This is a genomic window from Sphingomonas sp. CFBP9019 (genome assembly GCF_034045155.1).
Lineage (GTDB): Bacteria > Pseudomonadota > Alphaproteobacteria > Sphingomonadales > Sphingomonadaceae > Sphingomonas > Sphingomonas aerolata.
Genome location: NZ_JAXCWK010000001.1, coordinates 402,057 through 416,035, shown reverse-complemented (window position 1 = coordinate 416,035; position 13,979 = coordinate 402,057). Strand labels below are relative to the sequence as shown.

General features: G+C 67.6%; 7 protein-coding genes. 2 read left to right on the top strand and 5 right to left on the bottom strand.

The annotated features are described in order from the left end of the window. Positions 1-8 precede the first annotated feature (8 nt). The 5 genes from treY to SOM18_RS01660 all read right to left on the bottom strand — a co-directional run bounded on the left by treY (position 9) and on the right by SOM18_RS01660 (position 10,068). Positions 9-2,426 (bottom strand): malto-oligosyltrehalose synthase, encoded by a 2,418-nt coding sequence (gene treY, locus SOM18_RS01680; RefSeq protein WP_042467338.1) that lies wholly within the window; start codon positions 2,424-2,426, stop codon positions 9-11. Then, the gene (gene malQ / locus SOM18_RS01675) at positions 2,423-4,405 is read right to left on the bottom strand and encodes a 4-alpha-glucanotransferase (RefSeq protein ID WP_031441119.1); all 1,983 of its coding nucleotides are present in this window, start codon (positions 4,403-4,405) and stop codon (positions 2,423-2,425) included. The genes treY and malQ overlap by 4 nt, the downstream gene beginning before the upstream one ends. Beyond that, entirely contained in the window at positions 4,402-6,111 is a 1,710-nt protein-coding gene (gene treZ, locus SOM18_RS01670; RefSeq protein ID WP_320481183.1) for a malto-oligosyltrehalose trehalohydrolase, read from the bottom strand. Before treZ ends, malQ begins: the two co-directional genes overlap by 4 nt. After that, positions 6,108-8,210 carry a glycogen debranching protein GlgX gene (glgX, locus tag SOM18_RS01665; RefSeq protein ID WP_031441117.1) on the bottom strand — a complete coding sequence of 701 codons (2,103 nt, stop codon included), beginning with the start codon at positions 8,208-8,210 and terminating at the stop codon, positions 6,108-6,110. Before glgX ends, treZ begins: the two co-directional genes overlap by 4 nt. A 184-nt stretch (positions 8,211-8,394) precedes the next feature. Next, positions 8,395-10,068, bottom strand: a complete 1,674-nt coding sequence (locus tag SOM18_RS01660; RefSeq protein ID WP_031441116.1) for an alkaline phosphatase D family protein — start codon at positions 10,066-10,068, stop codon at positions 8,395-8,397. Between the two features lie 166 nt (positions 10,069-10,234). Between SOM18_RS01660 and SOM18_RS01655 the strand changes: the two genes are divergently transcribed. Further along, entirely contained in the window at positions 10,235-12,661 is a 2,427-nt protein-coding gene (locus tag SOM18_RS01655) for a TonB-dependent receptor (RefSeq protein ID WP_031441115.1), read from the top strand. A gap of 184 nt (positions 12,662-12,845) precedes the next feature. Beyond that, positions 12,846-13,949: an NADH:flavin oxidoreductase/NADH oxidase gene (locus SOM18_RS01650; RefSeq protein ID WP_031441114.1), complete on the top strand. Its 1,104-nt coding sequence runs from the start codon at positions 12,846-12,848 to the stop codon at positions 13,947-13,949. The last annotated feature ends 30 nt before the right edge of the window (positions 13,950-13,979 follow it).

The following is a 13,979-nucleotide window of genomic DNA, read 5'->3' as shown; positions in this document are numbered from 1 at the left end:
CCTCCGGATCAGTTGCTCACCGCGACGAAGACCGGTCCGTCCACGAAAAGGTCGGCTGCGCGCTCGCCGGTGGCGAGCCGGGTTTCACCCCACCATGCCGCAGGAACCGCCGCCCCCGACTGATCGAGCAATTCCGCCGCGCAGCGTAGTGAGACCGCAACCCGCAAGGTCTGTCCGTTCGCGCGGCGCTCAAAAGCGAGGACATGCGCGGCACGCGGTCCGGTCACGTCGAGAGGGGCGTAGTCACCCTGGGCGAAGATCTCGGGTGCGTCCGCCCGGGTCGCGAGCAGGCGGGCGATCAGCGCGAGCTTTGCAGGCGCATCGTGCCCGAGCAGCCGCGCGCGGCAGGCATAATCCACCGGCCGGCGGTTGTCCGGATCGACCAGGCTGAGATCCGCCAGTTCGGTGCCCTGATACAGATCGGGGACCCCCGGCACGGTGTAACGCAGCGCCGTCTGAACGAGCGCATTCGCCTGCGCCGCCGCCGCGGTCGCTTCGACCAGATCATGCAGATCGCGCAGAAACGCCGCGGAACGGCCCGGGTCGAGCAAGGCGCGGGCGAGTACGTGACAGCGTTCCTCATAGGCCTCGTCCGGCGCCTCCCAGGACGACCGCAGCTTGGCCTCGCGCAGCGACTTTTCCTGCCACCCGACGATGCGTTCGGCAAAAGCGGCAAGCCCTGCGCGGTCATCGATCTGCAGCCCCTCGGGCCACGCGCCGAACAGCGTCTGCAGCAGCATATAGGCATCGCCTGCATCCACCGCGTCGTCGATAGCGGCCGCCGCGGCGAGCCAGCCCGTCACGGTCTCACACCAGCGCACCGGGATCTCGCTCAGCACCGCGAGACGTGCACGGACGTCCTCGCCACGCTTGTGATCATGCGTCGCCGACGCCAGCATCGCACGCGGCCAACAGGCGGCGCGCTCCGCCATCGCGGCATGAAACGCCTCGATGGGCAACGTGAAGGCCGCAGGGTCGAACCCGACGTCGTTGCGCGACAGCAACCGGCCATAGCGGTAGAAGGCGGTGTCCTCGACGGCCTTCGCCACGATCGGTGCCGAGAGTTGCTGGAACCGCCGCACCGCGGCCGCTGCGAGATCCGGGTCGCCCGGACCTTCGCCAGCCAGCCAGTCGAGGATCAGGTCGACGACCGGTCCTTCGCCGGGTGCCAGATGCGTCGCAACCCGCTCGCGCACGATCGCCCGGATCGCGGCATCGGCGGCGGGTGCCGCGATGCCGGTGCCATAGGTGCGATAGACCGGGAAGACCCAGAGCATGCGCTCGACCGCCCGCCGGATCATCCCCGCGGTTACCCCGTCGCCCGTTGGCGTCGACCGCGCCAGCGCGACGAACGCCGCGACGCATCGGGCAAGCTGCCCCTCGAACTGCCAGGACAGCATGTCCTGACGCGCGCGCAGATCCTCGGGCTCGAACGCGGCCGACCGCCCGCTGATATCCGCCCAGAGCTCGGCGAGCGGTGCGGCGCCGTCCTCGTCATGCAACAGCGCGGTGACCTGCGCCATGAAGTCATACCCACTGGTACCATCGATTCCCCAGTCGGTGGCTAGCGGTTCGCCCTCCGCGAGGATCTTCTCGACGACGATATAGGCCGGATCCGCGCCAGCTAGCGTGATCGCGTCGAAGTGCGCGCGCAGCATTCGGCAATAGCCGGCGGGGTCGGTCAGTCCGTCGACATGATCGACCCGGACACCGTCGATCAGCCCCTCGGCATAGAGGTCGAGATACAGGCGGTGGCTCGCCTCGAACACTGCGGGGTCTTCCGCGCGCAGTCCGGCGAGATCGTTGATCGTAAAAAACCGTCGCCAGTTGAGATCGTCGTTCGCGGTGCGCCACGATGCCAGCCGGTAATGCTGCCGATCGAGCAACACGGCCAGGTCGTCGCTCGTGGCGGTCGCGTGATCCTCGGGACGGAGCGGCAGACGGTGCTCGCCATAAGCGACCAGCATCGGCACATCGTCGACCAGTTCGACGCTGAGCGCACCCTGCGCGATCGCCACCGACACCGGATCGCCCAGGATCGGGAGCAGCACTGGCTCGCGCCAGTCGATATCGAAAAAGTGCGCATAATGGCTCGACGCCCCGTTCGCGAGAACGTCGTTCCACCAGCCATTCTCGCCGCCCGCCACACCCATGTGATTGGGGACGATGTCGACGATCATGCCCATGCCGTGCGCCTTCAACCGGTCGACGAGCCCGCGAAATCCCGCCTCGCCGCCCAGTTCGGGATTGATCCGGGTCGGATCGACAACGTCATAGCCGTGCGTCGATCCGGATCGTGCCGTCGCGATCGGCGAGGCGTAGAGATGGCTGATCCCGAGCGCGGCCAGATAGGGCACCTGCGCCTCGGCGTCCGCGAAGGTGAAGTCCTTGTGGAACTGCATCCGATAGGTTGCGCGCGGCGTCATGACGCGCGTGCCGTGGCGATCAGGGCAAGATGCGCGGCGATCTCGGGGCGCGCGAGGAGCGCGTCGGTGGTGTCTGGCATGCGTCTCCGCCAATTGGGGTGTTCATCGATCGTGCCGGGAAGATTGGGCTGCTCGACGAGGCCGACGAGGTCCTCGAGCGGGAAGATCGCCAGCCCGCAAGGCGTCCGTGCGACATGCGCCAGCGCGGCGTCGACGACCGGCGCGGTGTCGCTCGGATCGGGCTGTGGCCCCGGCGCACCGAGCGCGGTCCACAGCCGGGACCGATCCGCAGCGCGGGCGGCATGGTCGGCCGCCTCGTCGGCGGCCTCGCTGGTCCGGCCAAGGGCCCAGTTCCAGGCGATATCACGACCCTGCCACCAGCCCGCGATCGTCGCGAGATCATGCGTCCCGCTCATCGCGACCGCATCAACCGACCAGGAGTCGGGGGGAATGAAATCACCGTCGCCGTCGCGCTCGAACAAGAGCACGCGCATCCCCAGCATCGCCCGCGTGTCCATCGCCTCGCGAAACCCGTCGGGCACGGTCCCCAGATCCTCGCCGATGACAATCGCGCGCGCGCGGTGCGATTCGATCGCGATGATCCGCATCATGTCGGCAAAGGGCATGTCGAGATACGCCCCGTCCGCCGCCAACGCGCCGTCCGGCACCACCCATAGCCGGCGCAGGCCAAAGGCGTGATCGATGCGAAGCCCGCCGGCATGCGCCAGACCCGCGCGGATCGTCGCGATGAACGGCGCGAAGCCGTTTGCCACCAGCGCGCGCGGATCGAATCCGGTGATGCCCCAGGCCTGCCCGTCGGGGCCGAGCGGGTCGGGTGGCGCGCCGATCGACAGGCCGTTCAGCAGATCACCCCGCCGCCGCCACGCATGACTGCCGCCCGGATCCATGCCGACCGCGAGATCCGCGACCAGACCGACCGCCATGCCGCCATCACGTGCCGTGCGCTGCGCCCGTTCAAGCCCGGTATCCGCCAGCCACTGAAGGAAGACATAGAAGTCGCACGTATCGCGCTGCTCGGTCATGAACGCGGCCACCGCGGCGCCATCGGGATCCTGATAGGCAGCGGGCCAGTCCTGCCATCCCCGGGCGCCCGACTGCGCAAGAAAATGCGCGTGAAGCGCATCGAACGCGGCGTGGAAGCGCAGGTCACTGCCGCCCCTTGCCGCGAACGCCTCGACCTCGGCCCGTACGGTGTCCGGCAACGTGTCGAACCGTCGACGCAGCGCGGCGAGGCGATCCGGGATCGCGCCCGCCCAGTCGATCAGCGCGGGCGGCGACCCTGCGTCCGCTGGCGCATCGCCGGCTATCATGGACGGATCGGCGAGCATGACGTTGAGGAACTGGCGGCTCGACGGGGCATAGGGGCTGAAGCGGGTCGCATCCGCCGGGAACAGCGCATGTGTCGGGCTGATCGCCACCGCATCGGCACCGCGCGTCGCGAACGCGCGCACCGTGTCCGCAAGCGTGCCGAAGTCGCCGAACTCGGTGCCCCGGCCGTCGCGCAGGGCCGGGATCTGCACCGCCGGGCCCCAGAGACGCCCACCTGCGTCGACATCCGCAATCGTGACGCAGCGCGGTGGCGCGATCGCGAGCCGGATGTCCCGGCCGCCGATCGTGAGCATGTGGTATCCCGGCTCCGTGATGCCCGGCAGTTGCCCGTCGACGATCGTCACGGCACGCGACGACCCGTCCTCCAACGTCAGGATGGCAGGTCCGTCGCCTGCTCCAACCGACACCCGCGCACCGATATCTGCCGAGACGAACGACGGAGGTTCGGCACGCGCCGCGCGTGCGGTAGCCAGGCTGGCGCGTATCGCTGCGTCGCAGTCGGCTGGAAGCCCGAGCGCGCTCAGGATCGCTCGCAACGCCTCGTCGGCTACGGTCTGCGCACGCCCGCCGGCATCCTGCCACCGGGGCTGCAGACCAGCGGCGGCGGCGAGGTCGTGGAGCAGGCTCATGCCGCCAGCCACACGGCGACACTCGCGGGCTGCCCCGCATCGCCCTGCGCGAACAGCATCTCGCCGGAGGCCTCCGGAAATGCGACCGGATCCTCGCCGAGATTGAGCGCGATCGTGAGCACCGCGCCGTCGCCCAGCGTCCAGCGCGCGACGACCGCTGCCGGCCCGATCGCCTCCGCGCCCATCGCGCGCGTGCCGGACAGGCGCGGTATGATCGCGCGCTGCCGGACCGCGGTCAGCGTGCGATAAAGATCGCGCCACGCATCGGCGTCGGGACCAGGCGCAGCAACCGACGCCTCGAAGGTCGCGCGCGCATTCGGATCGGGGATCGCCGCGCGGGCGGATTCGTCGGCGAACGCGGCAAACTTCGCGAATTCCCGGCGCCGGCCATCGCGCACCGCATCTGCCAGCTCGTCATGGAAGTCGGTGAAGAACAGGAACGGCGTCTCGCTCCCCGTCTCGTCCCCCATGAACAGCAGAGGGATCTGCGGGCAGAGCAGCAGCAGGACTGTCGCCGCACGCAACCGCGCGTGATCGGTGAGCCGCGTCAGCCGCTCGCCAAGCGCCCGGTTGCCGATCTGGTCGTGGTTCTGGAGAAACGACACGAACGCGGTCGGGGACAGGTGCGCGCTCGGCGTCCCGCGCGTCCGGCCGTCATGATTGGCCGACCCCTCCCCCTGATAGATGAACCCTTCGCCCAGGCACCGCGCGAGACGCTCCGCCGACCGGTCGGCGAAGTCGGCGTAATAGGCGCTGGTCTCGCCCGTCAGCAGCACGTGAAGGACATTGTGGAAATCGTCGTTCCACTGCGCGTCATAGCCGCCCGGCCGCAGTCGATCGGCGTCGTTGCGCTCGTTTTCGAGGACGAGGTGAACCGGCCGGTCGGTCACCGTCGCGCGGATCTCAGCCGCCATCGCGTCGAGGAACCGGTCATTGTCGATCGCGTGGACGGCATCGAACCGAAGACCGTCGATCCGGTAGTCGGTCAGCCACATCAGTGCGTTGTCGATGAAGTAGCGCGCAACCGGCTCGACATCGACCGCCACCGCCCCGCCCCAGGGGGTGTCGACGTCCTTGTGAAAGAACGATCCGGCATAGGCGCCGAGATAATTCCCGTCGGGCCCGAAGTGATTATAAACGACATCGAGCAGCACCGCGACGCCCAGCGCGTGGGCGGCGTCGACCATCGCCTGCAGATCGTCGGGCGTGCCGTAGCTCTCGGCGACCGCATAGGGCAGGACGCCGTCATAGCCCCAATTGCGCGTGCCGCCGAACGCCGCGACCGGCATCAGCTCGATCGCGGTCACGCCGAGCGCGGCGATCTCGGGCAGGCGTGCGGTGATCCCGGCGAAACCGCCCATGCTTCCCGCATGGACTTCCATGATCACCAGCTCCTCCCAGCGCCGCCCGCGCCAGTCAGTCGATTGCCAGCGATACGCAGCGGGATCGACGGTAACGCTCCAGCCATGCACACCCCCCGATTGCTGGCGCGAGGCGGGGTCGGGAACGGCCAGGTCCTCGCCGATCCGGAAGCGATAGCGCGCCCCTGCGCCGACATCGGCGGTCGCGGTGAACCATCCGTCGGCCTGCCCGTCCATCGACGTCGGCGCAGCCCCGTCGATCTCCAGCGTCACCCGGTCGGCATCGGGCGCCCAGAGCCGGAACGCCGTGCCGCCGTTCGCCGGCGTCGCGCCCCACGCGCTCATGCCGGATCCATCGTCCAGGACAGCAGCGCCGCACCCTGTGGTGCGAGGTCATAGCTGTCGGTGATCGGCATCGGTAGCTGATCGGGCTTGGCGCTGTCGATCAGTACCATACGCTCGACCTCGGAGGGCGGTGGCATGGTGAAGGTCAGCGGACCCTCCGACGCGTTCAGCAGCAACGACACGACCTGGATCCTGCCATCCTCGCACAGCGCCGCACGACGCATCGTCAGCGCACGGCCATTGGTGTTTTCCCAGTCCTCAGGCGACAGCTGGACACCGCGCTCGTCCCACCATTCGATGTCCTTCAGACCCTCCGCCGGGGTATCCTCGCCGTAGAGGAAATTGCCCGCGCGCAGCATCGGATAGTCGCGCCGCAACGCGGCCAGCCGCGCGGTGAAGTCGATCAATGCTTCGCCCTCGGGGGTCTTCGCCTGCGTCCAGTCGAGCCAGCTGATCTCGTTATCCTGGCAATAGGCGTTGTTGTTGCCGCCCTGCGTCCGCCCGAACTCGTCGCCCGCGACGAGCATCGGCGTGCCGAGCGAGGCGAACAGCGTCGTCAGCATCGAGCGCGCGACCCGCTTGCGCGTCTCCGCAATCGCGGGATCGTCGGTCGGCCCCTCGACACCCCAGTTGCGCGAGCAATTGTTCGAATGGCCGTCGCGATTGTCCTCGCCATTCGCCTCGTTGTGCCGTTCCTCATAGGCCGTCGTGTCGGCGAGCGTGTAGCCGTCATGCGCGCCGAGCAGGTTGACGCTCGCCCAGGGGCGCCGCGCACGGCGATCGAACAGATCCGCCGACCCGGTCAGCCGCGCCGCCAGATCCGCGCGCTGCGCATGGTCACCGCGCCAGAACTTGCGGACGGTATCGCGGTACTTGTCGTTCCATTCGGCAAAGCCCGGGGGGAAATTGCCGAGCTGATAGCCACCCGGACCGATGTCCCACGGTTCGGTGATCAGCTTCAGCCTGCCCAGTACCGGATCCTGGCGCAGCACGTCGAAGAAGCCGGCGCCCGGATCGAAGCCGGTATCGGTCCGCCCCAGCGTCAGCCCGAGATCGAAACGGAACCCGTCGATCCCGAAGCTGGTCGCCCAGTAGCGCAGCGAATCCGCCACCATCTGGATCACCCGCGCCTTGGTCAGGTTCAGCGTGTTGCCGGTCCCCGTGTCGTTGATCGAGAAGCGCGGCTGATCCTTGACCAGCCGGTAATAGCTCGCATTGTCGAGCCCGCGCCACGACAGTGTCGGCCCCTGCTCGGACCCCTCGCACGTGTGATTGTAGACGACGTCGAGGATCACCTCGATCCCCGCCGCATGAAGACGGCGGATCGACCGGCGCAGTTCGTTGTGGCTGTCGGTAGCAAAAAAGGAGCGTTCGGGCGTGAAGAAGTTGAGGGTGTTGTACCCCCAGTAATTCCTCAGCCCCTTCTCCTGCAGGAAACGATCCTGCGTATAGCTCTGGATTGGCAACAGCTCGAGCGCGGTCACGCCCAGCCGCTTCAGATGATCGATGACTTTGGGATTGCCGAGCGCGGCGAAGGTCCCGCGTTCGGACGGCTGCACCTCGTCGAACAACTTGGTCAGACCCTTGACGTGCGCCTCGTAGATGACCGTCTCGGACCAAGGCGTGTTCGGGCGGACGTCGCGCGACCAGTCGAAATGGCTGTCGGTCACGACTCCCTTGGGCATGGTCAGCGCATTGTCGCGTCGATCGAAGCTAAGATCCTCGCGCGCCGACTTGACCTGATAGCCGTACATCGCGTCGGTCCAGCGCAACTCGCCCGTCATCGCCTTGGCATAGGGATCGAGCAGCAGCTTGTTAGGATTGAACCGGTGGCCTTCTTCGGGCGCGTACCGGCCATAAGCGCGATAGCCATAGGACAGCCCCGGCTGCGCATCGGGGAGATAGCCGTGCCACACCTCGTCGGTCCATTCGGGCAGGACGTAGCGCTTCAGTTCACGGCGGCCGCTGTCGTCATAGACGCACAGCTCGATCTTCTCGGCATTGGCCGAATAGACCGCGAAATTGACCCCGAGCCCGTCGAACGTGGCGCCGAGCGGATAGGCCGAACCGGCCTCGAGCGTATCAGGCAGAAGATGCAAAGCGAGCCCCCAGATTGACGCCAACCTCCACCATTCTAGCAGCGCGGCGGCGTGTCAGGGCGAAAACCCGCCTGCTCTCGCCAATGTTCCCGGTTCGGTTTCTTTTCCCTGTCGACGAGAAATTACCGGCGGTCTCGTGCAAAGCGGGTGACCCCGATCGGCGTCACCCGGTGCGTCGCCGCCGCTATCCAAGCTGCTCGAGTTTCGCTTCCGGGGCTGCGGCCGAGGCGCGGAACCGCGCGACGCTCGCCTCCTCGAACGGCTTGGCAACAACGGTCGATACCGTCTTGAAGTCCGCGGTGGCATGGTCCGGCGTCAGCGTCAGGACGATGTACCCCTTGCGATCCTGGTCGCAGAAGCGGACCTCGTCATTGGCGTCGGCGATCAGCGTGCCGATTCCCGGGATCAGCGAGCCATAGGACGGACTGGTGATCGCGGTCGCGCCGAATTCGACCGCGACGAGCTTCCCCGATGCATCGTGCAGATCGTTCGCCCAGCCGGCATGGCTATCCCCCGACAGCACGACCGGTCGCGACCCCGACCGCTTGAACGCGGCATAAAGCCGTTCGCGTGCTGCAGGATAGCCGTCCCAACTGTCGAAGTTGAACGGCAGACCCGCGCGATAGGATGCCATGCTCGCCATCAGCGCCGTGCGCCATTTCTCCGGGAGCCGCGCCATCATCGCGGCGAAGCGATCGGGGCCGAGCTGCTTCTCGAGATCGGGGCCGGCGACGCGCGCCATCACCACCTGGTTGCCGAGTACCTGCCATGGCTTGCCCGCCGTGACCGACGCCGCCATCGTCCGCTCGATCCAGGCGAGCTGCGGTGCGCCCAGCATTTCGCGACCCGGCTGCGCGCGCTCCGCCATCATCGGGGCATATTCTGCAGGCGCAATCGCCTCGCCCTTTGCCGCGACCTGCCTGCTCCGCGCGAGCAGCCGCGTCTCGACCATCACCAGCGTCGCGAGTTCGCCGAACTCGAAACTGCGGTTGATCGCTTCCCACGGCTCGCCGGGCTTCGGGTCGCGGATCGGCATCCATTCGAAATAGGCCTGCATCGACGCGGCCTTGCGCGCCTTCCAGTCGCCCTCGGTCGCCGGGTCATGGTTCTCGGCGCCACCGATCCAGTCGTCATTGGCGACCTCGTGATCGTCCCACACGCAGATGAACGCCGCCCGGGCATGCGCCGCCTGCATGTCGGCGTCGCGCTTCACCTGCGCGTGACGCATCCTATAGTCGGCGAGCGTCAGGATCTCATGCGTGGGCTCGACCAGACGGCCGATCTTTTTGCCGATGTCGCCGCCATAGCCGTCGATGGCATATTCATAGATGTAGTCGCCGAGATGCAGCACCGCGTCGAGCCGGTCGAGTTTCGCGATCGAAGCATAGGCGTTGAAGAACCCGCCGGGGTAGAGCTGGCACGACACCACGCCCATGACGACATCCGCCACCGCGCCGCGGGGCAGCGTGCGGACCCGGCCGACGGGCGAGCGCGTGCCCGCCGCGGTTTCGAACCAGTAGCGATACTCGGTTCCGGGCTTCAGCCCCGTCACCGCAACCTTGGCGGTGAAGTCGCGCGCGGCACGCGCCGCGATACGGCCCGAACGGAGGGGCGTATCGCCCTCGCGCAGTGCGACATGCCAGGTCAGCGCGATATCGCCCGCCTGTTGCGGATCCTGCGGGGTCGCGCGGGTCCACAGGATGGCGCCGTCCGCGGAGGGATCGCCGCTCGCCACGCCGTGGTCGAAGCGCGCTGCCCCCGCGCTGCCGTTCGTGCGCGCCGCGGTGGCAAGGCCAGGAAGCGCGAGCGCGGAGCCTGAGCCGAAGAGCGTGAGGGCGTCGCGGCGATTGATCGTCATAACAGTGCCTTTTGCGGTGATGCCGCCTGCTAGGGGCGCTCGGCGTCAGTCACGTTGCGACGGTGTTACGCCGCGATGACAGGCCGTCACGCGCGGGTCATGTATCCGACGCGGAACCGTAACGACCCCGCCCTAGGTGCTCGCTCACTGACAATCGGGGGACTTCATGACGACTATTTCTACGCGCCTGGCTCTGGCCGCGCTTGCTGCATCCTGTTCGACGGGTGCGCTTGCCCAGGCGATCGTCGCACCCGATCCGGCGACCGGCCCGGCCGCCCGCGCCGACGTGACGGGCGGCGGCGACATCGTCGTCACCGCCCAGAAGCGCGAACAGCGGATCGAGGACGTGCCGCTGACCGTCACCGCGCTCACCGGCGCGAAGATGGCGGATATCGGCGTCAACTCGCTGTCCGAGGTCGCCGCCTATATTCCCGGCCTGCAGATCCAGGAGCAGAGCGCGAACAACCCCGGCTTCGTGATCCGCGGCATCACCTCGGACAATGGCTCGTCGCAGCAGGGTGCGCGCGTGACGCTCTATTATAACGGCGTCGACATCAGCCGCTCGCGCGGCGCCTATCAGGACCTCTATGATCTCGAGCGGATCGAAGTCGTGAAGGGCCCGCAGGCGACGCTGTTCGGCACCGCCGCCGCGGTCGGTGCGATCAACCTCATCTCCGCCAAGCCGCAGCCCGGCACCTCGGGTGCGATCACCGGCTCCTATGGTAATTACAACAGGACGCAGGTGTCGGGCTTTATCAACGCCGGCAACGACGTGCTGTCGGGGCGCCTGGCCTTCGCCTATAAATATCGCGACGGCTATGTCCGCAACATCGCCGGTGATGCGAACATCCCCAACCAGAACCAGGGCAAGGTCGATCAGGACGATCTGAACGGGCAGGACCAGCGCGGCATCCGCGGCTCGCTGCGCTTCCGGCCGAACGATGCGATCACCGCCGACCTCGTCCTGACCTATGACGGTCAGCGCAATCCCGGCACCGCGTTCAAGAGCCGCGCGCATGCCCCGACCGGCGGCCAGACCGGCGATTACGGCAATGCCGAACTTTCGGGTTCGCCGTTCAGCGCGACGGCGCTCGGTGCGCGCAAGCTCGGTCTCGACCGCAACGTCTACGACGCCAACCTGACGGTGTCGGTCGATCTGTCGCCCGGCATCACCTTCACCACCGTCAACGGCTATCGCCGCTTCGACGCGCTCGAGATTTTCGACGCGGATGGCGGCCCGGCCTGGTATCTCGAATTCGCCGAGGATGCGAAGGGCGACCAGTGGAGCCATGAGAGCCGCTTCGCGTTCGACGGCCCGAAATATCGCGCGTCGTTCGGGTGGAACGCCTTCTTCGAAAACGGGTCGCAGCGCGTCCCCTTCTCGACCGAGGAGGGCACCTATATCGCTTGCTCGATCGCTGCGGCCTATCAGCCGTTCCGCACCGCGCTGAACGGTGCCGGCATCCCGACCGGCCCGGGCTGTGTCGCCGCCAACGGCACGATCCCGGCTGCGACCCGCGCCACCGCGATCCTCACCGGCGGCCGTTCGACGCAGATCCCCTATTCGTCCGAGTTCACCAATTACGGCAACAACGACACCTATTCGGTGTTCGCCGATGCGACCTATATCCCGATCCCGGCGCTCGAGCTGACCGCCGGCGCGCGCATCCTGATCGAGGATCGTCAGTCGGGCTATTCGTCGATCCAGCCCAACTCTCAGATCCTCGCCGCGCTGGGCGTCCGCACCAGCCTGCTCGGGACCGCGAACACCAATGGCGTGAAGTTCGAAGCGGACCAGAGCTTCGCCGCGATCCTCCCGCGCTTCAATGCGCTGTTGAAGCTCGACGACGATGTCAGCCTCTACGGCACGATCAGCAAGGGCCGGCGCTCGCCGGTCGTCCAGTTGGCCGCACTCAACGCCGTCAATGGCGTACGCCCCAATCTTCAGATCGTGCCTGAGGAAAATGTCTGGAACTACGAAGGCGGTATCAAGGGGCGCGTCGGTCCGTTCACCGGCGCGGCATCGGTCTTCTATCAGACCTATGACGGGTTCCAGGTCTCGGTGAACGAGGTCAATCCCGCCAATGGTGCGGTCGTTGCGGTCACGCGCAGCGCGGGCTCGGCGAAGAATGTCGGCGTCGAGCTCGAGGGCAATCTGGCGCTTGGCCAGTATCTGTCGGTGTTCGGGACCTTCGCCTATCTCGACGGCGGGATCGCGGACCAGCCTGCGGGCACCTTTGCCGGCAACCGCTTCCGCCTCCAGCCGAGCACCACGGCCTCGGGCGGCGCGACGCTCCGGCTGCCCGTCGGCGGCGCGGTCTTCTATGCGACGCCGAGCGCGAATTACCGGTCAAAGGTGTTCTTCGAACTGCCCAACAGCGCCGCTATCAGCCAGCGCGGCTATACGCTGGTCAACCTGCGTGCGGGTATCGAGCTTGCGGACGGGCGCTACCGCGTCGGCGGCTTTGCGCGCAACCTGACGAACAAGCGGTACCTGATCGACGCGGGCAACACGGGCGGCGGCTTCGGCATCCCCACCTATATCGCCGGCGAACCGCGCTTCTACGGCGTCGAGCTCGGCGCCAAGTTCTAAACAGCCCTGTCCCACCCTGTCGTTCCGGCACGCGCCGGGACGGCGGGGACCATCCGCGGGCCTGGGCCAGGTGGCGGTTCGCTTCTTGGCCGGCTCCTATCCCGGCCCGGCGCGTTGACGCGCATTCCCCATCGCACGAGGTTCTCACGATGCGCGCCACTTCTATCGTTCCGGCGGTCGCCGCATGAGCGGTCCGCAGCTCTTCACGCCGTTCAAGGTCGGCAAGCTCGATCTCGCCAACCGGATCGTCATCGCGCCGATGTGCCAATATTCGGCGGTCGACGGCTGCATGACCGACTGGCACCTGATCCATCTCGGGCATCTCGCGCTGTCGGGCGCGGCCCTGATGATGCTCGAAGCCGCCGCCGTGACGCCCGAGGGGCGGATCACCTATGCCGATGTCGGGCTGTATGACGATGCGAGCGAAGCGGCGATCGCGCGGACACTCGACAGCGTGCGCCGCTGGTCGGACATGCCGATCGGCATCCAGCTGTCGCATGCCGGACGCAAGGCGTCGTGCGAGGTGCCCTGGAAGGGCGGCGGTCAGATCGCGCCCGACGCTGAGCAGGGCTGGCAGACCGAAGCCCCCTCCCCGGCCGGTTTCCTGCCCGACGATACGCCGCCGACGGCGCTCGATCGCGAGGGGCTGGCGCGACTGCGCGACGCGTTTGCCGCCGCGGCGACGCGCGCGGCTCGCCTCGAGATTGATGCGATCCAGCTGCACGCCGCGCACGGCTATCTGCTCCACCAGTTCCTCTCGCCCTTGGCCAACCACCGCGACGACGACTATGGCGGCAGCCTCGAGAACCGGATGCGCTTCCCGCTCGAAATCTACGACGCGGTCCGCGCCGCCTTCCCGGCGGATCGCCCGGTGACGATGCGCGTATCGGGCACCGACTGGGTCGAGGGTGGCTGGGACGGTGAACAGACCGTCGCCTTCGCAAAGGCGCTTGAGGCTCGCGGGTGCGACGCGATCCACGTCTCGAGCGGGGGCCTCAGCCCGGACCAGCAGATCCCGGTCGGCCCGAGCTATCAGGTCCCGCTGGCGCGTCAGGTCAAGCAGGCGGTCGGCATCCCCGTCGTCGCGGTCGGCCTGATCACCGACTATGAACAGGCCGAGGCGATCATCGGTACCGGTGACGCCGATCTCGTCGCGCTAGCCCGGACCCTGCTCTACGATCCACGCTGGCCGTGGCATGCCGCCGCACATCTCGGCGGCCATGTGAAGGCGCCCAACCAGTATCTCCGCTCACAGCCACGCCAGTACAAGGACCTGTTCAAGGCCTGACGCCAACCGCGACCCTCGCAGGTCGCGGCA